Here is a 19,328-nt window from a genome sequence, read left to right on the forward strand (position 1 = left end):
GGCAAGAATGACCGTATTATTCCGCCATCTTTTTTTGAGTTTATTCCTGTTGTCCAGCGTTGGCTGGGCGGCAGGTGAACCTCAAACGCCAGAAGAAGCGAAACAACAGATTCAGGCATTACAGAAAGACCTGAAAAAGCTTAATAGCTGGTTGAAAGAGGTGAAATCTGAGCGATCTGACGTGGAAAAGCAGCTTGAAACTAAAGAGAAAGACATTCAAGAGCTGCTTAAAAAGATCCAGAATATTCAAGATAGCTTAAAAAAAGGAGAAAAGCAGCTGGGGGAGTTAAGAGTACAGCAGCGGTCTCTCCAATTAAGTATTCAACAACAAAATGAACAAATAGCCGCCCAATTAAGGGCGGTTTATCGTTCCGGCAATGAAGAAAGTATCAAGCTGTTATTGAATGGCGATAACTCTGAAGAAGCTCAGCGTTTGGTGCAATACAATCGCTACTTTTCTAATGCTAGACAGTCCCTTATCAATGGCTTTGTGACCGAAGTGAGCGATTTGAACTTGGTTGAAAAGAGCATTCGTAGTCACCGAGCACAGCAAGCCAAAGAAGAAATTGAATTAAAAGCAGAGCGTAGTCGTCTGACTAGCCAGCAAGCGGATCGACGTAATTTATTGGCCAAATTGGACAAAGATTTAGCGAAGGGCGATAAGCGCTCTAAGCAATTAGTTCAAGATCAGAAAAACCTACAGGATATGTTGCAACGCTTGGAAGAAGCCTTGGCAGATATTCAGATTCCAGACCAAGATGTGCCTTTCTCATCGCAACGTGGCAAATTGGTTCGTCCTTTAAAAACACTCTCAGCTTTGTCATCCAACGGCAGTATTAACCTAGGTGGTGTTACTTTACGTGCGAAAGAAGGCGAACCTGTTCATGCTATTTTTTCGGGTAGAGTGGTTTTTTCTGACTGGATGCGTGGTTTTGGATTTTTACTTATTTTAGACCATGGTGATGGTTACATGTCATTATATGGCTACAACCAAAGCTTACTGAAAGAAGTGGGCGAATGGGTTGGAGCAAACGATACGATAGCCATGGTTGGTAGTACGGGTGGCCGTCCTGATCCTGCATTATTTTTTGCAATTCGACATAATGGTACGCCATTAAAACCACTTTCTTGGGTGAACGCAGGGTAATGACAGTACACACTAAAACTTGCGGTCAGCGCATAACGTTATAGGAAGAAAAATGATCAACACTTTGCGTCAACGCATCTCTTTTTTATTTATGGTGTTATTGGTTCAACCTGCCTTTTCAGCGCAGCTTACTGCCGATACTAAAGAGCAGTCTAAGTTGCCTACCGCTGAGATTCAGTCTTTTGTGGAAACCTTTGAGACGATCCGTGAGGGCTACGTTGAGGTGATGTCTGATCAAGATATTCTTCATAAGGCATTAAAGGGAATGGTATCAGGTCTTGATCCGCATTCTGAGTATTTCACCAAAGAAGAATTAGTCGACTTTAATGAACTAACCTCCGGAAACTACGCAGGCATTGGCGTTGAAGTTGAGATGAAAGATAAGCGCCTGACGATCGTAACGCCTGTTGATGGTTCGGCGGCGGCTGAAGCTGGGATCTTGCCAGGTGATGTCATTATAAAAATTGATAATACCTTGATCACAGATTTGGGAATGAAAGACATTGTAACGCTAATGCGTGGTGAAATTGGCTCTACTGTGACGCTGGATATTGAACGTGATGGTGAGCTGAAACACTATGAATTAACGCGCGGCTTAATAGAAGATGCAAGTGTCACTGATAAATGGTTAGGTGATGGTATTGCGTACTTTCGAATTAGTCAGTTCCAAGGTGACAGCGCCTCAGAATTTCACCAAGCCATTGATAAGCTTAGTAAAGAAAGTAAAATTCAAGGTGTTGTTTTAGATCTTCGTAATAATCCTGGCGGTGTATTACAAAGCGCGGTTGGTGTGGTGGATGCTTTTATCGATAAAGGCATGATTGTGTATACCAATGGCCGTCATGAATTGTCTAAAAGTCAGTATATGGCGACAGAGAAAAACACCAAATTCGATAGAGTGCCAGTCGTTGTGCTGATTAATGAAGGTTCTGCATCCGCTTCAGAAATTGTTGCTGGCGCCCTGCAAGATCATCAACGTGCCGTGATTTTAGGAACAGAGTCTTTTGGTAAAGGCTCTGTTCAAACAGTAGTGCCCTTGTCTAATGGTGATGCGGTGAAATTAACCACCGCCTTGTATTACACACCAAATGGCCGCTCTATCCAAGCGCAAGGTATTACGCCTGATTTGGTGGTTCCACAGGCTACTTTAACTTTTGATAAAGGGCAGTTTTTTGTCAAAGAAGCCGAGCTAAAAGGGCACTTAGGTAATGGAACAGGCGGAGAAGAGCGCACCAGTGCCGATGTAAAGTCGGATATTGGTGAGCTAGCAAAAACAGATTTTCAGCTATTCCAAGCAGTGACTATTTTGAAGACGCTACCTAAGCTAGCTCAGAAGTAGTAATGTCATTTTTCATATATATTTTTGGTAAAAACGCGCTTGTTTGATTTTAATAAATTTGTAGTGGTTATATTTAGTTTGCTTGTTCTTTCAGGTGGAGCAAACGCGTCAGAGACAGAGTTAGATCGTGTCGAATATGTTTCAGTGAGTGCTGCCAATGACATGGCTGGTCAAGGTGAGCCGACAGAAAATGAAACCTTTTTTGAGGTGCCAGAGGTTCTTCCTCAGCACCTTGGTCCAGTTTTGCCCACTTTAAAAAATGAACCGGAGAAGCCGTCAGAACATCCTGTAGTTACTGACTCGCCAAAATCGATCAGCCAGCCTATGTTTGAGGCTGTTAAGCCTTGGGTACCAGCGATTGTGCCTTTTTTAGATGCGCCCGCTCAATCAGATACGAAAGTGGTTTCACCCTCTATAAAGCCCAACACAAAAGAGAATAAGTCTAAGCAAGAAGTGGCTCCGGCCAAAAAATTAGCGGTTGATACCCATCCAAAAATGCCAAGAATTGCGATTTTGATTGATGACCTAGGTTACAACCGCCATGGTATGGAATCATCCTTGTCATTGCCGACAGAGGTCGCGTTGGCTATTTTGCCCAGTACGCCATTTGCGACTCAAACAGCATTAACGGCACAGAAGCAAAAGCGAATCACTTTGCTGCATGCTCCAATGGAGAATCAGCGCGAATTAAAGCTTGGCCCAGGTGGGCTATACGCCAAGATGACCGAACACGAACTAAAAGAGACGCTGATCAAAGACCTGGACGGTTTGCCAGGCATACAAGGTGTAAACAATCACATGGGGAGCCTGCTAACGACGAAAGCGGAGCCCATGAAATGGGTAATGGAAACCCTTAAAGGCCGTTCACTATTTTTTATCGACAGCCTTACCAGCCCAAAAAGTGTGGCTGAAAAGACAGCACAGGAGCATGGGTTGGAAACCGTTAGTCGAGATGTCTTCTTGGATAACATTCGTACTGAACAAGCAATCGATAAACAGTTTTCTCGATTATTGAAGCTCGCTAGATTACATGGAAGTGCTTTGGCAATTGGGCATCCCTATCCGGAGACCATGGCTTATCTTAAAAAGCGTCTCAATCATTTAGATAAGGACGGTGTTCGTCTAGTGCACTTGTCTGACTTACTTACTTCTTCGCCGGTGTTGATACCTCCTTCTATTTCGTCTGAGAAATAAATAGATATTCAGATTTTTGATAAAACCAGAGGTTTTTGATAAAAAATCCGACCTTTTTAAAATACCTTTGCTGGTTTTTTGTACTAAATTATAAGACAACGATTATATTTGTAATGGATTCATCGAAGTCATTACACCCACCGATACAATATCTCCAATATTTGCTCTCGCTTAGTGCAGGGCTTTTCCTGTTTCAGAATAAAACACCACAAAACTTATAATACGCAGTGATTAATTTTTCTTATTTATGGAAAATTAGGTTTTTATCTAAGCTATTTTCAATATTTGCATGCACTACTATTGACCAAAGTTTAGTCTGATATTAATGTGTAGCATCATAAAGATGCACATTTTTTGAATAGTTGCTGTGAAAGTTCCATTATTTATGCCTTTTCTTTAGGGTTTAATTATTGGAACGCTTCTTGCTTTTGAATAATAACGATAAAACACAAAACGAGTAGAGGCTTTTCTTATGTCAAATGCGGTTGTTAGAAAAACATTAATTTCTCTTGCTGTTGCGGGGGCTGCGACATTGGCTCAAGCAGATGTTGTCATTGGTGTTGCGGGTCCTCATACGGGAGCTTATGCAGCTTTCGGTGAGCAATTATGGAAAGGGGCCGAAAAAGCAGCGATGGATATTAATGCTGCGGGTGGTGTTAACGGCGAAATGATCAAGCTTGTAAAAGCGGATGATGCTTGTGAACCTAAACAAGCCGTATCGGTTGCTAACCGTTTGGTAGACTCTGATGGCGCGCTTGCTGTTGTTGGTCACTTCTGTTCATCTTCTTCTATCCCAGCTTCCAAAATCTACGAAGAAGCGGGTGTAATCATGGTAACACCGGCATCGACTAACCCAACGCTTACTGACCAAGGTTTGCCAAACGTTTTCCGCGTATGTGGTCGTGATGATCAGCAAGGCGATGTGGCAGCAAGCTATATTGTGGATAAATTAAACGCAAAGCGCGTAGCCGTTATTCATGATAAAGACACCTACGGTAAAGGTCTTGCTGATGCTATGAAGTCAACGCTTAACGCTTATGGCGTAAAAGAAGTCATGTATGAAGGTTTGACTCGTGGCGAGAAAGATTTCAACGCCTTGATTACAAAAATCCGCTCTGTAGACGCTGATGTTGTGTATTTCGGTGGTCTTCATTCTGAGGCTGGTCCATTAGTTCGCCAGTTGCGTGAGCAAGGTTCTAAAGCAATCTTCATTTCTGGAGACGGTATCGTATCCGATGAGTTTGTTTCTGTTGCCGGTTCTCCTAAATACGTAGACGGTGTACTGATGACATTTGGTGCGCCACCAACCTCTTACCCATCAGGTAAAAAAGTTATCAAAGAATTCCGTGACGGCGGTTATGAGCCAGAAGGTTACACTCTGTACTCTTATACAGCGATGCAAGTTGCTGTCGCAGCTCTATCTAACAACAACTTAGACCCAATCAAAGGGGCTGAGTGGTTGAAATCTCATTCTATAGATACCGTAATGGGTAAGAAAAACTTTGATGATAAAGGTGATTTGACTGTTTCTGATTACGTTATGTATGAGTGGGACGGTCAAGGCAAATATCACGTAGTAGATTAATTTCTATTTAGTTTTTACATTTCAGTAATAACCTACACATGTTTACCAGCCAGGGATTGCGCTGGTAAACATGCTCTCTATATTAAAAAAATTCCCACGAGGTCTTACGATGGATATCGTTCTCCAGCAGCTGGTAAACGGTCTTACCCTTGGTTCTGTATACGGACTCATTGCGATCGGTTACACCATGGTATATGGCATCATAGGCATGATTAACTTCGCCCACGGCGATGTGTACATGGTGTCAGCTTATATCACCGCAATTGCTCTTGCGATTTTAACTTTTTTCGGTATCGAATCTTTTCCTATTATTCTTGTCGGCACATTGTTTCTTACCGTTGCTGTAACAGGGGCTTATGGGTGGGTAATTGAACGTATCGCATACCGCCCATTACGTAGCTCTAGTCGTTTAGCCGTATTGATTTCCGCAATCGGTATGTCTTTGATTTTGCAAAACTATGTACAACTTAGTCAGGGTGCTAATCAGCAAGGTGTACCGACTCTTTTAACGGGTGCATTGCGTTTTAATGTGGGTGATGGCTTTGTACAGATCACCTATATGAAGCTATTGATTCTGTTTATTTCTATCTTAGGCATGGGTGTACTTACCTATGTTATCCAAAAAACCAAATTGGGCCGTATGTGTCGTGCTACTCAGCAAGACCGAAAAATGGCGTCTATTTTGGGCATAGATACAGACAAAGTTATCTCAACTGTTTTTGTTATTGGTGCTGTTATGGCGGCATTGGCGGGTGTTCTGGTTACCCTAGATTACGGTGCTTTTGATTTTTATGTTGGTTTTATCATTGGTATTAAAGCCTTTACTGCAGCTGTGTTGGGCGGTATTGGGTCTTTACCTGGAGCCATGTTAGGTGGGCTGATTCTTGGCTTGTCCGAGGCTTTGTTCGCTGGGTTGATTAGTTCTGATTATAAAGATGTATTTTCATTCTCTTTGTTAGTTCTCATTTTGATTGTTCGCCCAAGTGGCCTTCTCGGCAAACCTGAAGTGGAGAAAGTATAAATGAGCCAAACTGTAGGAATAAATTTTAAGAAAAGTAGTATTGATGCTCTGATTGCTGGCTTTATGGCGTTGATCTTGTTTGGTCCAATCGTTGGTGTTGTGCTGGATGGTTACGGTTTTAATACTGAGTTTGGAAAAGTGGCTTGGATGGTCGCAGCGGTTGCCATTGGACGTTTTGTTATGTCCAGTTTTTTGCAGACAGAAAGAGGCATCGCAATGGCCTTTCGTTATGCTAATAACGATGAAGGTGTAGAGGTTCTTCCGCCAGGGCATAAATCTAAAATGGTATGGATTATTCCATTAGTGATAGCGATTGGTCTTTTGGTGCCATTTATTGCATCAAAATATGTCCTAACCGTTATTATTCTTGGTTTGATATACGTATTGTTGGGGCTTGGCCTTAATATCGTTGTTGGATTAGCTGGCTTACTAGATTTAGGTTTTGTTGGTTTTTATGCCATCGGTGCTTACGGTCTCGCATTGGGTTACGAAAATTTAGGACTGGGTTTCTGGTCGATGTTGCCAATTGCCGCAATAATGGCAGCGATCGCTGGTGCAATACTGGGCTTTCCTGTGTTGCGAATGCATGGTGACTATCTGGCGATCGTGACGCTAGGTTTTGGTGAAATAATACGTCTTATTTTGACGAACTGGGCATCCTTCACTCATGGTCCTAATGGTGTATCTGCGCCTCTGCCAACATTCTTTGGCCTAGAGTTTAAACGTAGGTCGAGAGACGGTGAAACCTTCCACGAGTTCTTTAATATCCCTTATGATTCTGCCTATAAATACATGTTCATTTATATCGTATTGTTCGCAGTGGTATGGGCCGTGCTTTTTATTAAGCATCGTTTGGTGAAAATGCCAATTGGCCGTGCATGGGAAGCGCTTCGTGAAGATGAAATTGCCTGCCGTTCATTAGGTTTAAACCATGTATTAGTAAAACTTTCGGCATTTATGTTGGGCGCATCAACTGGTGGTTTAGCTGGTGTGTTTTTTGCGACATACCAAGGCTTCGTTAACCCATCGTCGTTTACCTTCTTCGAGTCCGCTTTGATACTGGCTATCGTAGTACTTGGCGGTATGGGATCGACACTAGGTGTTGTTATTGCTGCCTTCTGTTTGACTGTGTTACCTGAAATGTTAAGGGAGTTCGCAGAATACCGTGTGTTGATGTTTGGTATTCTGATGGTAGTAATGATGATTTGGAAACCTCGAGGTATTGTTCGTGTTACTCGAACAGGTTTTGCTGCGAAAAAAGGGGTAGTTAAATGAGCCAAGAAAATATTTTAGCAGTTGAAAACTTGGTGATGCACTTTGGTGGTATTAAAGCACTAAATGATGTGACTTTTGATATTAAGCGCGGTTCTGTATCCGCTCTGATTGGACCGAATGGCGCTGGTAAAACGACTGTATTTAACTGTTTAACAGGGTTTTATAAGGCGACAGGCGGAAAAATTATTTTGTCGGCTGGCGGCAAAGAAACCAGCATCATTAAAGTGCTTGGCGAACCATTTAAGGTGACTGACTTTTTCTCACCTGTCGCATTTTTTGCTCGTCTTAAGTACAAAATGTTTGGTGGTTCTCACCTTGTAAACCGCGCAGGTTTGTCTCGAACCTTTCAGAATATTCGTTTGTTTAAAGAAATGTCGGTGGTTGAGAACTTGCTGGTTGCTCAGCATATGCGAGTCAATCGCAGCTTAATCTCCGGTATCTTGAATACGAAAGCGTATAGAAAAGCGGAAGAAGAAGCCTTAGAACGTGTTTTTTATTGGCTGGGTGTTGTTGATCTGGTCGAGTCTGCTAACCGTTTAGCTGGTGAACTTTCTTATGGTCAACAGCGTCGCTTAGAAATTGCGCGTGCCATGTGTACTAATCCTGAAATTGTTTGTCTGGATGAGCCTGCAGCCGGTCTGAACCCTTCTGAAACAGAAGCACTTACTAAAATGATTCGTGTGTTGCGTGATGAACATAACACGACGGTGTTGTTGATCGAGCATGACATGGGCATGGTTATGGACATCTCCGATTACATCGTTGTGTTGGATCATGGGGTGGTTATTGCCAAAGGTGGTCCAGATGATATTAAGAGTAATCCAAAGGTTGTTGCTGCTTACCTTGGTGCAGAAGAAGGTGAAGAGGTAACCCTATGACTACATTAATGGAATTTAAAAACGTTGACGTTCATTACGGCCCCATTCAAGCCTTGAAAAAAGTCTCTTTGACGGTCGAGGAAGGTGAAATTGTTACCTTGATTGGTGCGAATGGAGCGGGCAAGTCTACCTTGTTAATGTCTATTTTTGGGCAGCCGCGTATTTCGTCAGGTGAGATTATTTACCGTGGTGAAGATATTTCACAAAAATCGGCTCACTATGTCGCGTCCCATGGTTTGGCTCAATCGCCTGAAGGTCGCCGAATTTTTCCAGGCATGTCAGTAGAAGAGAATTTGCTGATGGGGACAATCCCAATCGGCATGGATCATGCGGAAGAAGACATGCAGCACATGTTTGATTTATTCCCTAGGCTGAAAGAGCGTCGCAATCAGCGCGCCTCAACGATGTCTGGTGGTGAACAACAAATGTTGGCCATTGCTCGTGCCTTGATGAGTCGTCCAAAATTGTTGTTATTAGATGAGCCTAGTTTAGGTCTGGCGCCCATTATCGTTAAGCAAATTTTTCAGATTCTGAAGGATGTTGCTAGCACAGGGATGACAATCTTCCTAGTTGAGCAGAATGCCAACCACGCCCTAAAACTGGCTAATCGAGGCTATGTGATGGTGAATGGTGAAATACGTATGACGGGAACTGGTCAAGAGTTATTGGTGAACCCTGAAGTGCGTGAAGCATACTTAGGCGGTCATTAACATCTAGTTTCAGCATATAAAAGTAAAAACGGCGCTTCATTTGTACAAAAAATGAAGGGCCGTTTTTTTATTTATGTGGATAAAAATAACGCTTTTGCACAGGATGTTCGCGCAATATCGCCTTTTAAGCTGTTTTTGATCCGCTTATTGAATTAAAAGGTTGATTCAATAGAAAGGGTTTAAGCTCGAAATAGCGTATCCGTCAAAATATCTCGAACCTGTGAGGGTTGCGTGGCCTTACCCAATGGTGCATTAAAAATAGCGTCCACCTTGTCACCAAAATACGCATGTACTTCTTCTGCGCTCATCGCTGGATCTAGCCCTGCAGGGTTGGCAGATGTCGACACTATCGCGCCTTGATAAGCGGCGCACAAAGATTGTACTGGCTGATGCTGTGATAGGCGTATAGCGACGCTTTGATGCTCACCCCTGACCCAGCTTGGGGTGATTGTGGTATCTGGTACAACCCAAGAAGTGGGAGTGTCATTTTGGCTGATTAAGCGCTGTGATGCTTTTGCATCTAACGTCTCTAGCCATGGCGTTAGTTGATCTTTTGCGCCTGCAATTAAAATCAGACCTTTGTATTCTGGACGATCTTTTAGCGCCAGAATTCGTCTCACAGCAGATTCATTATAAGGATCACAGCCTAAGCCCCAAACTGCTTCGGTTGGATAAGCTATGACGCCACCTTGTCGGATGATATCGGCAAGTTCTTCGACGGATGTTACAAGATGCATATAAATAAGCTTATAAAAGTATATGGGAAAACGGATAACGTTGGATTGTAGCGGGATTTTTGAAAGGGAGCCAGCAGGTATGCCTTTCGATTAATGACCTAAACATGGTGTCTTGATCGATGGAAAGGCGTTCCTGCTAGATAGAATTCTATTATTGCATAGATTCGATTTTTTCTTTGATTTCACTGATCTTACTATTCATTACTTTTTCTAAGTGTTCTAGCTCTTTGATCAGGTCATCTTTTGATGCTTTTGTTTCGTGTTGTCGACCAACAATTTGCTCTAGCTCTTCCATTGCGCGTAAAACGATTAGAGAGGGCTCTTGAACTTGACGGTAAGTTTGTTGACCACCATCCGCTAACACGGTTTTGGTTGAGCGACCAAACTTGAATTTCTTGCTTTTCGGAAGTAACGAGCCTTTTTCACGGCGGTAATAGATTTTTAAAACGTCGTGTCCGCCTTCGTAACGCAAAGTGAATTTTTCAATGTCCTGTATGCTGGTGATACCCATGGACTGAAGTGTTGGATACATAGCTAGCTTCCCGTTGATTAATAAACAAATTGTTGTTCTTAATTAGTAGGGGATTGTGTCCGTAAAAGCAAGTCCAAAACAGTAGAAAACTGAGATAATGCAGGCAAATTGCATATAGTTTTGCCTGCATTACATTTTCTTGATTAGCGTTATTTTAATCGCTGAAAATTAGTCTTCATCTTGCTCGGCGTGATCGATATTTAACTCTTTAATTTTGCGAGTTAACGTATTTCGTCCCCAGCCTAGAAGTAACGATGCATCGCGTCGGCGTCCGCCAGTATGTGCTAGCGCTGTTTCTATCATGATGCGCTCAAACTTTGGCACGGCTTGATCGAGAATGCCTTTTTGGCCTGTTGCCAATGTGCTGTCCACCCAATTTTTAAGCGCTTCTTCCCATGATGCAAAGGGTTGTTCGTGAGGAACGGCCGCCAGTAATTCAGGTGGCAAATCCTCCACTAAAACTTCACGTCCAGAAGCCATAACAATCAACCAACGACAAGTGTTTTCTAATTGTCGAACGTTACCAGGCCACTCTAACTGTGTTAGATAGTTTTCGGTTTCTTTGCTGAGTTGTTTCGGTTCCACCGCTAGCTCTTCCGCTGCACGGCTTAGAAAGTGACGGGCAAGCTTTGGAATATCTTCACGACGCTCTGCAAGCTTAGGCAAATGGATGCGAATAACGTTGAGACGGTGAAACAAATCTTCTCGGAATGAACCTTGTTGTACTAAGTTCTCTAAGTTTTGATGCGTGGCTGCAATAATACGAACGTCAACTTTAACAGGTGTGTGACCACCAACACGATAAAACTCACCGTCTGCCAAAACACGTAATAAGCGAGTTTGTGTTTCGGCTGGCATATCACCGATTTCGTCTAAGAAAAGTGTACCGCCATTGGCTTGTTCGAAGCGGCCGCGACGTTGAGTGTTGGCACCCGTGAACGCGCCTTTTTCATGACCGAATAATTCGGACTCGATTAAGTCGTGTGGGATAGCGGCCATGTTTAAAGCGATAAAAGGGTTTGCTGCTCTTGGGCTATGAGTATGCAGTGCTTGTGCTACCAGCTCTTTACCGGTACCAGATTCACCGTTGATTAAAACCGTAATATTTGAGTTAGCAAGTCGACCAATGGCGCGGAAAACCTCCTGCATAGCAGGAGCTTCGCCGATGATTTCTTTATCGACTTCTGGCTCTTCTGCAATATCCATGTTGTCAGTACTGGGTCTTGCATTGCGGTGGTGGAGCATGGCTCGTTTCACCAGACTAACCGCTTCTTCTACATCGAAAGGTTTTGGCAAATATTCAAAGGCACCGCCTTGATAAGAGGCAACAGCACTTTCAAGATCAGAGTGCGCCGTCATAATAATAACGGGTAAATAAGGATGATCTTTTTGCAGTTTTTCGAGTAGCTTTAAGCCGTCCATACCAGGCATACGGATATCACTGATAATGGCGCTTGGTTGCTCTTTATCAATCATGTTGACTAGGTTTTCGGCGGAATCAAATAAACGACATTGGATTCCTTCTTGTTCTAATGTTTTTTCTAGTACCCAGCGAATAGAACGATCGTCATCAACAATCCATACTGTTTCTTCTGCTGTCATGAGTGTTTCTCCTGGTCTTGGACTGTCGTCTCAATGGGAATTAATATATTAAATTCGGTTTTTTTCGGGTAACTGTTACATTCAATAATGCCATGGTGCTGATGAATCACGGATTGCGCGATGGATAGCCCTAAGCCTGTTCCATCGGCTCGTCCACTGACCATGGGATAAAATAGTGTTTTAAGAATGGCTTCTGGTATGCCTGGTCCATTGTCTATAATGCTGATTTTGCATACTAGGCGATGGCGCTTAGAGCCAATGGTGAATTGGCGTAATGCTCGAGTCACCATATGAATGGTTTTATGGCGATTGTCTTCATCATCCAACAGCGCTTGCATGGCGTTTCTAGTGATATTGAGTAAGGCTTGAATCAACTGAGATTCGTCACCGATCAAGTCTGGAATACTTGGATCGTAATCTCGAATCAGTTCAATTTGGTTGTCTGTTTCGACTGAAATAAGCTGTCTAACACGCTCAATAACCTTGTGAATATTGAGAGGCTTGTTTTTAGGTAATTGTCTAGGACCTAATAAGCGGTCAACAAGGTCGCGTAACCGATCTGACTCTTCAATGATGACTTGTGTGTAATCGTTTAGCGCTTCGTCTGTGAAAGCGCGACTAATTAATTGTGCCGCGCCACGAATACCACCTAATGGGTTTTTAATTTCATGTGCCAAGCCTCGCACCAGCTCTTTGCTGCTTTCATGGTTCGCTATAATCTCGTCTTCTTGAGAGATGCGCTTCATTCTATCGCGGGGGTACAGCTCTATAATGAGGCTTTCAGTTTCATTCGATGTGCCCATAACAGGCGTGACGGTATAGTCACAAAAAAGCTTTCTGTTATTGCTGCTCTCTATTTCTGCCTCTCGCTTAGTGAAAGGGTGGCCAGATTTTATTGCGGCATAAAGGGCCTGAATGCTTTCTTCGTTTTCACGAAAAGCGGCGCCAATGTCATTGCCATAAATTCGGCGTCGGCTGACCGCCAATAGCATTTCAGCTGCAGGATTTAGATACTCGATCTCAAGTTTGTCGTTCAATTGAACAACTGCAGTGGATAAATGGTCGATTAATAAACTATACACAGACAGTGCCTCTCTATTGACTACTGCTTTTTATGATTTCCTTTAATAACAGTTGCAAAAAGCGAACCAACATTGGGCAGTCCGAGATAGCGTATTTATTAAGGTCTTTGTATTCACTAAAAAAAGTTCTATGCACAATTATAGTGCATGTCGGTAATGGTGTTTCTTTTCGTGCAAAAAAAGTTGTGCATTAAAAAGCTGTGCAAAAAAGTTGTGCATTAAAAGCCATACAAAAAAATCTACAAATGCGAGCAACAAAACAGGGCTAAAATGTTAGAGAAAAAAAAGCCTCGAACAAGGTCGAGGCTTTCGTATTTACTTAGCGATTAAGTATTAAGCGCTGTAGTAAAGTTCAAACTCAAGTGGGTGAGTCGTCATAGAAACGCGACGAGCTTCGCCAGTTTTAAGTTCGATGTAAGCATCGATCATGTCGTCAGAGAATACGCCGCCTTGAGTCAAGAACGTGCGATCTTCGTCTAGGCACTTAAGTGCTTCTTCTAGGCTGCTAGCAACCTGTGGAATCGCATGAGCTTCTTCAGCTGGAAGGTCGTACAAATCTTTGTCTGCAGCATCGCCAGGGTGAATCTTGTTTTTGATACCATCGATACCAGCCATCAACATAGCTGCAAATGCTAGGTATGGGTTAGCGGTTGGATCAGGGAAACGAGCTTCAATACGTTTGCCTTTAGGGCTTGCAACGTATGGGATACGAATAGAAGCAGAACGGTTACGTGCAGAGTATGCAAGCATTACAGGAGCTTCGAAGTGAGGAACAAGACGCTTATAAGAGTTCGTTGAAGCATTAGTGAACGCGTTCAATGCTTTAGCGTGCTTGATGATACCACCGATGTAGTAAAGCGCCATTTCAGATAGACCAGCGTATTGATCACCAGCGAATTGGTTTTCACCGTTTTTCCAGAAAGACTGGTGAACGTGCATACCAGAACCGTTGTCACCAACGATTGGTTTAGGCATGAAAGTCGCAGTTTTGCCGTAAGCGTGAGCAACGTTGTGTACACAGTACTTAAGAATTTGAACTTCATCCGCTTTCTTAACTAGAGTGTTGAATTTAACACCGATTTCGTTTTGACCAGCGGTTGCTACTTCGTGGTGATGAACTTCAATAACCAAGCCCATTGTTTCCATAGCGCCACACATAGCGCCACGTAAATCGTGGTGAGAATCAACTGGTGGTACAGGGAAGTAGCCGCCTTTTACGAAAGGACGGTGACCCATGTTGCCGCCTTCAAATTTCTTATTTGAAGACCAAGCTGCTTCTTCAGAGTTGATCTCTACAGAACAACCTGACATGTCTGTTTTCCATTTAACATCATCAAAGATGAAAAATTCAGGCTCTGGACCAAAGAAAGCTGTGTCGCCAAGACCAGTCGACTTAAGGAACTCTTCTGCACGAAGGGCAACAGAGCGTGGGTCACGGTCATAGCCTTGCATAGTAGAAGGTTCGATGATGTTACAACGAACAATAACAGTTGATTCTTCAGTGAAAGGATCGATGATAGCTGTATCGTCCTGAGGCATCATGATCATGTCTGATTCGTTAATGCCTTTCCAACCAGCGATGGATGAACCATCAAACATTTGGCCGTTTTCGAAAAACTCTTCGTCTACCGTAATAGCTGGAATCGTTACGTGTTGTTCTTTACCTTTAAAATCGGTAAAGCGAAGGTCAACCCACTTCGCATCATGCTCAGCAATCAAGGCAAGGGTCTTGTTTGACATAGTTGTTCTCCAGTCGTAGTTAAAGCGAAATTATTTTTCGTTGTAAAAGGGGCTTTAATATTTAATACAAAGCGCCATTTGTCGAGTTATTTATCAAGCAGATAGTAAGCATAACTTGTGCCAGAAATCTGTGCGAGGTAATAAATGCTTATATTACAATGAGATAGAGTTTTTAAGATTAATATCGAGCTTAATGGTGGCCAAAAAGAAGCGTGCAAAAAGTCAGATTGCACCATAACGGTGCCTAAATTCGATATTTTGTTCATTGTTGGTGCGAATTTAGCGTTTTCGTATCGACTGTCTTTTCTTTATACTATGCGCCTTCCCAATATCCGGTATAAATCACAACCCCTATGAAATTTATTGTTAAGTTTTTTGCAGAAATCACCATTAAAAGTCGTCCAGTTAGAAAGGCGTTTATTAAACAGCTTCGACACAATGTTAAGTTGGTTCTTAAAAAGTACGATGCCGATGTCGTTGTTTCTGGCAACTGGGATTTTATTGAAGTGTTTTCTGATAGGGATGAATTACGAGAAGACTTTATACAGGCACTTTCTAATATCTCCGGTATTGCTCATTTTCAGTATGTTCGTGAATTCCCATTAGTTGATTTGGATGACATTGTTGAACAGGCCATCGTTTCGTATGGTGATGTCATTAAAGATGCTGTGTTTGCTGTCCGTGTTAAACGTGTTGGTCATCACGACTTTACGTCGGTGGATGCTGAGCGACATATCGGCGGCTGTTTAAAAGCTCGTTGTGGCGCGTTGGCTGTTCGTTTGAAAAATCCTGAAGTATTGGTGCCTATCGATATTCGTGATAATCGAGTATGGATGATTGAACAACGTGTAGAGGGGCTAGGTGGTTATCCTCTAGGGTCGCAAGATTCTGTGTTGTCCCTGATGTCTGGCGGATACGATTCTACAGTGAGCTCCTTTTTGACCATGAGTCGAGGATTGAAAACGCACTTTTGCTTTTTTAACCTTGGTGGTGACGCCCATGAAATTGGCGTGAAGCAAGTATCCAACTTCCTGTGGGAAAAATACGGCTCGGCGCTCAATGTGAAATTCATTACCGTGCCTTTCGAAGCGGTTGTCGGCGAGATACTAACAAAAGTCGATAACGCAGAAATGGGCGTGATTCTGAAACGTATGATGTTGCGAGCAGCGTCTCAGGTAATGTCTGAAGTTGGAGCGAAAGCCCTAGTGACTGGCGAAAGTGTTGCTCAGGTATCCAGCCAAACCCTGATGAACTTGAAAGTCATTGATCAGGTGACCGAAGAGTTAGTGCTTCGTCCTTTAATTACTACCAATAAACAGGTCATCATTGATAAAGCCATCGAAATTGGTACCGCGCCTTTTGCAGCCAGTATGCCTGAGTTCTGTGGTGTGATCTCGGTTAAGCCAACGACGCGAGCTAAAATGCACCGAGTAGAGAAGCAAGAATCTAATTTTGATTTTGCGGTATTAGAAGCCGCAATTGAAAATGCCCAAGTTATGTCTATTCAGAATGTGATGGACGATGTAGCGAAGCAATATCAGGGCGAAGTGCCGATTGTGCGTATGCCTGTAGGTGATGAAGTCATTATCGACATCCGTCACCCAGATGAAGCAAGCAATCGACCATTAAGAGTAAGTGGTCGTCCTGTCAAAGTGATTCCATTTTTTGCCTTGGAATCTAATTGGTCGGAATTAGAAAAAGATGTGCCTCATTTGCTGTATTGCGGCAAAGGGGTCATGAGCCGAATGCATGCTTCTTACCTATTGGGTAAAGGGCATGAAAATGTAGGTGTTTACCTACCGTAATAAGTACTAAAAAACGGTAGCATTTTTGTAGTATATGAGTGTTATCGTTTTTATTCGAATGCGCTTTTTACCCTGTTGAAGTATTCTTTGTGGACTTTTTTTGTCACTTTAATGGGATATTGATCAATATAAGGGTACAATTGCGCGAATTTTACCCCGCACCAAGATCCGAGACGCTTGAAGAGCATACCTGCCCGTATCAAGCGGCGGTATATCTTTTTGCTCACGCTAAATGCAGAGAACTATAAATGTCTAATGATATCAATAAGTTACGTAACGTAGCTATTATTGCCCACGTTGACCATGGTAAAACTACCTTGGTTGATCAGCTACTAAGCCAATCTGGTACACTAGATCGTAAGGACCTAGGTTCTGAACGAATCATGGATTCGAACGATCAAGAGAAAGAACGCGGCATCACTATTTTGGCGAAAAACACGTCAATCATGTGGCACGATTACCGTATTAATATCGTTGATACACCTGGACACGCCGATTTCGGTGGTGAGGTTGAGCGTGTATTGTCTATGGTTGACTCTGTACTTTTGTTGGTTGACGCTGTTGATGGCCCAATGCCACAAACTCGCTTCGTAACATCAAAAGCATTTGAGCGTGGTCTTCGTCCTATCGTTGTTATCAACAAAATTGACCGCCCAGGTGCTCGTCCTGATTGGGTTATGGATCAGGTTTTTGATTTGTTCGACAGCCTTGGTGCAACAGAAGAGCAATTAGATTTCCCTGTTATCTATGCGTCTGCAATCAATGGTATTTCTGGTGATGATCCAGAAAATATGGCGGAAGACATGACGCCTCTTTACCAAATGATCGTCGACAGCGTGCCTGTTCCTGATGTAGATCCAGAAGGTATGTTCCAAATGCAGGTTTCTGCATTGGATTACGATGCATACGTTGGTGTTATTGGTATCGGCCGTATTACTCGTGGTCTGTTATCTCCAAACCAGCAAGTTATCGTTAAATCTGCGGATGGCAAAGAGCGTAAAGGTAAAGTCCTAAACGTGAAGGGCTACCACGGTCTAGCGCGTGTTGATACTGATCAAGCGTCTGCAGGTGATATCGTATGTATCACTGGTATTGATGGTTTGAGTATTTCTGACACTCTATGTAACCCTGAGTGTGTTGAAGCGCTTCCTGCATTGACGGTTGATGAGCCAACAGTAAGTATGACTTTCATGGTGAACGATTCTCCGTTTGCTGGTAAAGAAGGTAAATACATTACGACTCGTAATATCTCAGATCGTCTTGAGCGCGAGCTTATCCATAACGTAGCTCTACGTGTTCGCCAAGGCGAAACGCCTGACAAATTCATCGTATCTGGACGTGGTGAGCTTCATCTGTCTGTATTGATTGAAAATATGCGTCGTGAAGGCTTTGAGATGGGTGTATCTCGTCCTGAAGTAGTTCAAAAGATTGTTGATGGAAAAGTTCAAGAACCATATGAGTTAGTGGTTATTGACGTTGAAGAGCAGCATCAAGGTTCTATCATGGAAGAGCTTGGCTTGCGTAAAGCTGAGTTGACTAACATGGAACCAGATGGCAAGGGTCGTGTTCGTCTTGAATTCATGACGCCTTCTCGTGGTTTGATTGGCTTCCGTGGTTTGTTCCTAACGTTGACGTCTGGTTCAGGTATCATGACGAGCGTATTTGACCATTACGGACCAGTAAAAGAAGGTGATGTTGGTAGTCGCCAGAATGGTGTATTGATCAGTATGGTGACAGGTAAAACAGCAGCGTTTGCTTTGTTTAACCTACAAAGCCGTGGTCGCTTGTTCTTGGGTCACGCTGTTGAAGTTTACGAAGGTCAAGTAATCGGTATTCACTCACGTGATAACGACTTGTCTGTTAACCCAGTTAAAGGTAAGGCGTTAACTAACATGCGCGCCTCTGGTACAGATGAAGCCTTGACGTTGACACCACCGATTCGTCATACACTTGAGCAAGCGCTTGAGTTTATCGAAGACGATGAATTGGTTGAAGTAACACCAGAAAGTATTCGTGTTCGTAAGAAACTATTGACTGAAAACGAGCGTAAACGCGCTGGTCGTAAGTAATAGTCGCTATTCTATAAAGAGCAGCAGCAAATGAATTCATGCAAATGAATTTGTGAGCGACAGAAGCGCCTTCGGGCGCTTTTGTTTTTTCTGGGCTTTGGTAAAGTTGGTAGCCTTATTAATCTAGTCGAATAGGAGTGAAAGGGAATGAAGGTCTTAGTGCAGAGAGCCATAAACGCCAGCGTCGTCGTTGATGGTGACACCATAGGAGCGATTGATCACGGACAACTCGTGTTGGTCGGTATAGAAAAAGGTGACACGGAAGCCGATACCCAGCGACTCGCTGACAAGCTTTTGAAATACCGTATGTTTGGCGATGAGGATGGCAAAATGAACTTAAATGTTCAGCAAGTGGCTGGCGGTATTTTGCTGGTGTCGCAATTTACTTTGGCGGCAGAAACTAAGAAAGGCCTTCGACCTGGATTTTCTACTGCAGCGGTTCCAGCAGAGGGCGAGAGGTTGTTTAACGACTTTGTTAATAAAGTGCGTGCTCAGTACGATAACGTTGAAACAGGGCGCTTTGGGGCTGATATGAAGGTCTCATTTACTAACGATGGCCCTGTCACCTTTATGTTGGATTAAGTGGGCCGCTGACTCAGCATTTCGCAATAA

General features: G+C 43.1%; 16 protein-coding genes. 11 read left to right on the forward strand and 5 right to left on the reverse strand.

What is annotated here, in order from left to right; all coding sequences use genetic code 11:
* Nucleotides 1-7: 7 nt before the first annotated feature.
* From AC2A4J_RS03510 to AC2A4J_RS03545, 8 genes are all read left to right on the forward strand, one after another.
* The gene (locus tag AC2A4J_RS03510; protein WP_255826552.1) at nucleotides 8-1,147 is read left to right on the forward strand and encodes a murein hydrolase activator EnvC family protein; all 1,140 of its coding nucleotides are present in this window, start codon (nucleotides 8-10) and stop codon (nucleotides 1,145-1,147) included.
* A 52-nt stretch (nucleotides 1,148-1,199) separates the two neighbouring features.
* Nucleotides 1,200-2,486 carry a S41 family peptidase gene (locus tag AC2A4J_RS03515; protein ID WP_484174941.1) on the forward strand — a complete coding sequence of 429 codons (1,287 nt, stop codon included), beginning with the start codon at nucleotides 1,200-1,202 and terminating at the stop codon, nucleotides 2,484-2,486.
* A 39-nt stretch (nucleotides 2,487-2,525) separates the two neighbouring features.
* Entirely contained in the window at nucleotides 2,526-3,680 is a 1,155-nt protein-coding gene (locus tag AC2A4J_RS03520; RefSeq protein WP_484174942.1) for a divergent polysaccharide deacetylase family protein, read from the forward strand.
* A gap of 472 nt (nucleotides 3,681-4,152) precedes the next feature.
* A complete protein-coding gene (locus AC2A4J_RS03525; protein ID WP_255826548.1) occupies nucleotides 4,153-5,265 on the forward strand; it encodes a branched-chain amino acid ABC transporter substrate-binding protein in 1,113 nt (370 codons plus the stop codon).
* A 109-nt stretch (nucleotides 5,266-5,374) separates the two neighbouring features.
* Nucleotides 5,375-6,286: an ABC transporter permease subunit gene (locus tag AC2A4J_RS03530; RefSeq protein ID WP_255826547.1), complete on the forward strand. Its 912-nt coding sequence runs from the start codon at nucleotides 5,375-5,377 to the stop codon at nucleotides 6,284-6,286.
* Complete coding sequence (gene livM, locus AC2A4J_RS03535) at nucleotides 6,287-7,561, forward strand: high-affinity branched-chain amino acid ABC transporter permease LivM (RefSeq protein WP_255826545.1); 1,275 nt, start codon at nucleotides 6,287-6,289, stop codon at nucleotides 7,559-7,561.
* Complete coding sequence (locus AC2A4J_RS03540; protein WP_255826543.1) at nucleotides 7,558-8,439, forward strand: ABC transporter ATP-binding protein; 882 nt, start codon at nucleotides 7,558-7,560, stop codon at nucleotides 8,437-8,439. Before livM ends, AC2A4J_RS03540 begins: the two co-directional genes overlap by 4 nt.
* Nucleotides 8,436-9,149 carry an ABC transporter ATP-binding protein gene (locus AC2A4J_RS03545; protein ID WP_255826541.1) on the forward strand — a complete coding sequence of 238 codons (714 nt, stop codon included), beginning with the start codon at nucleotides 8,436-8,438 and terminating at the stop codon, nucleotides 9,147-9,149. Before AC2A4J_RS03540 ends, AC2A4J_RS03545 begins: the two co-directional genes overlap by 4 nt.
* Nucleotides 9,150-9,328: 179 nt before the next feature.
* On the opposite strand, the gene tsaC is transcribed toward AC2A4J_RS03545, so the two are convergent.
* The 5 genes from tsaC to glnA all read right to left on the reverse strand — a co-directional run bounded on the left by tsaC (nucleotide 9,329) and on the right by glnA (nucleotide 14,842).
* On the reverse strand, nucleotides 9,329-9,886 hold the full coding sequence (gene tsaC, locus AC2A4J_RS03550) for an L-threonylcarbamoyladenylate synthase type 1 TsaC (RefSeq protein ID WP_484174943.1): 558 nt from the start codon (nucleotides 9,884-9,886) through the stop codon (nucleotides 9,329-9,331).
* Nucleotides 9,887-10,037: 151 nt separating this feature from the next.
* Nucleotides 10,038-10,418 carry a DUF3461 family protein gene (locus AC2A4J_RS03555; RefSeq protein WP_255826537.1) on the reverse strand — a complete coding sequence of 127 codons (381 nt, stop codon included), beginning with the start codon at nucleotides 10,416-10,418 and terminating at the stop codon, nucleotides 10,038-10,040.
* 168 nt (nucleotides 10,419-10,586) lie between these two features.
* On the reverse strand, nucleotides 10,587-12,020 hold the full coding sequence (gene ntrC, locus AC2A4J_RS03560; protein WP_484174944.1) for a nitrogen regulation protein NR(I): 1,434 nt from the start codon (nucleotides 12,018-12,020) through the stop codon (nucleotides 10,587-10,589).
* A complete protein-coding gene (glnL, locus tag AC2A4J_RS03565) occupies nucleotides 12,017-13,102 on the reverse strand; it encodes a nitrogen regulation protein NR(II) (RefSeq protein ID WP_255826533.1) in 1,086 nt (361 codons plus the stop codon). The genes ntrC and glnL overlap by 4 nt, the downstream gene beginning before the upstream one ends.
* A gap of 333 nt (nucleotides 13,103-13,435) precedes the next feature.
* Nucleotides 13,436-14,842 (reverse strand): glutamate--ammonia ligase, encoded by a 1,407-nt coding sequence (glnA, locus tag AC2A4J_RS03570; protein ID WP_255826531.1) that lies wholly within the window; start codon nucleotides 14,840-14,842, stop codon nucleotides 13,436-13,438.
* A gap of 353 nt (nucleotides 14,843-15,195) precedes the next feature.
* On the opposite strand from glnA, the gene thiI reads away from it, so the two are divergent.
* From thiI to dtd, 3 genes are all read left to right on the forward strand, one after another.
* Nucleotides 15,196-16,647: a tRNA uracil 4-sulfurtransferase ThiI gene (thiI, locus tag AC2A4J_RS03575; protein WP_255826529.1), complete on the forward strand. Its 1,452-nt coding sequence runs from the start codon at nucleotides 15,196-15,198 to the stop codon at nucleotides 16,645-16,647.
* A 248-nt stretch (nucleotides 16,648-16,895) separates the two neighbouring features.
* Nucleotides 16,896-18,716: a translational GTPase TypA gene (gene typA, locus AC2A4J_RS03580; RefSeq protein ID WP_255826527.1), complete on the forward strand. Its 1,821-nt coding sequence runs from the start codon at nucleotides 16,896-16,898 to the stop codon at nucleotides 18,714-18,716.
* Nucleotides 18,717-18,863: 147 nt separating this feature from the next.
* Nucleotides 18,864-19,298: a D-aminoacyl-tRNA deacylase gene (gene dtd, locus AC2A4J_RS03585; RefSeq protein ID WP_484174945.1), complete on the forward strand. Its 435-nt coding sequence runs from the start codon at nucleotides 18,864-18,866 to the stop codon at nucleotides 19,296-19,298.
* The last annotated feature ends 30 nt before the right edge of the window (nucleotides 19,299-19,328 follow it).

The organism is Marinomonas sp. ATLA20, from assembly GCF_057180105.1.

Coding starts and splice junctions, on each gene's coding strand:
- AC2A4J_RS03510 (WP_255826552.1), top strand. CDS start 8: ATGACCGTATTATTCCGCCATCTTTTTTTGAGTTTATTCCTGTTGTCC.
- AC2A4J_RS03515 (WP_484174941.1), top strand. CDS start 1,200: ATGATCAACACTTTGCGTCAACGCATCTCTTTTTTATTTATGGTGTTA.
- AC2A4J_RS03525 (WP_255826548.1), top strand. CDS start 4,153: ATGTCAAATGCGGTTGTTAGAAAAACATTAATTTCTCTTGCTGTTGCG.
- AC2A4J_RS03530 (WP_255826547.1), top strand. CDS start 5,375: ATGGATATCGTTCTCCAGCAGCTGGTAAACGGTCTTACCCTTGGTTCT.
- livM (WP_255826545.1), top strand. CDS start 6,287: ATGAGCCAAACTGTAGGAATAAATTTTAAGAAAAGTAGTATTGATGCT.
- AC2A4J_RS03540 (WP_255826543.1), top strand. CDS start 7,558: ATGAGCCAAGAAAATATTTTAGCAGTTGAAAACTTGGTGATGCACTTT.
- AC2A4J_RS03545 (WP_255826541.1), top strand. CDS start 8,436: ATGACTACATTAATGGAATTTAAAAACGTTGACGTTCATTACGGCCCC.
- tsaC (WP_484174943.1), bottom strand. CDS start 9,886: ATGCATCTTGTAACATCCGTCGAAGAACTTGCCGATATCATCCGACAA.
- AC2A4J_RS03555 (WP_255826537.1), bottom strand. CDS start 10,418: ATGTATCCAACACTTCAGTCCATGGGTATCACCAGCATACAGGACATT.
- ntrC (WP_484174944.1), bottom strand. CDS start 12,020: ATGACAGCAGAAGAAACAGTATGGATTGTTGATGACGATCGTTCTATT.
- glnA (WP_255826531.1), bottom strand. CDS start 14,842: ATGTCAAACAAGACCCTTGCCTTGATTGCTGAGCATGATGCGAAGTGG.
- thiI (WP_255826529.1), top strand. CDS start 15,196: ATGAAATTTATTGTTAAGTTTTTTGCAGAAATCACCATTAAAAGTCGT.
- typA (WP_255826527.1), top strand. CDS start 16,896: ATGTCTAATGATATCAATAAGTTACGTAACGTAGCTATTATTGCCCAC.
- dtd (WP_484174945.1), top strand. CDS start 18,864: ATGAAGGTCTTAGTGCAGAGAGCCATAAACGCCAGCGTCGTCGTTGAT.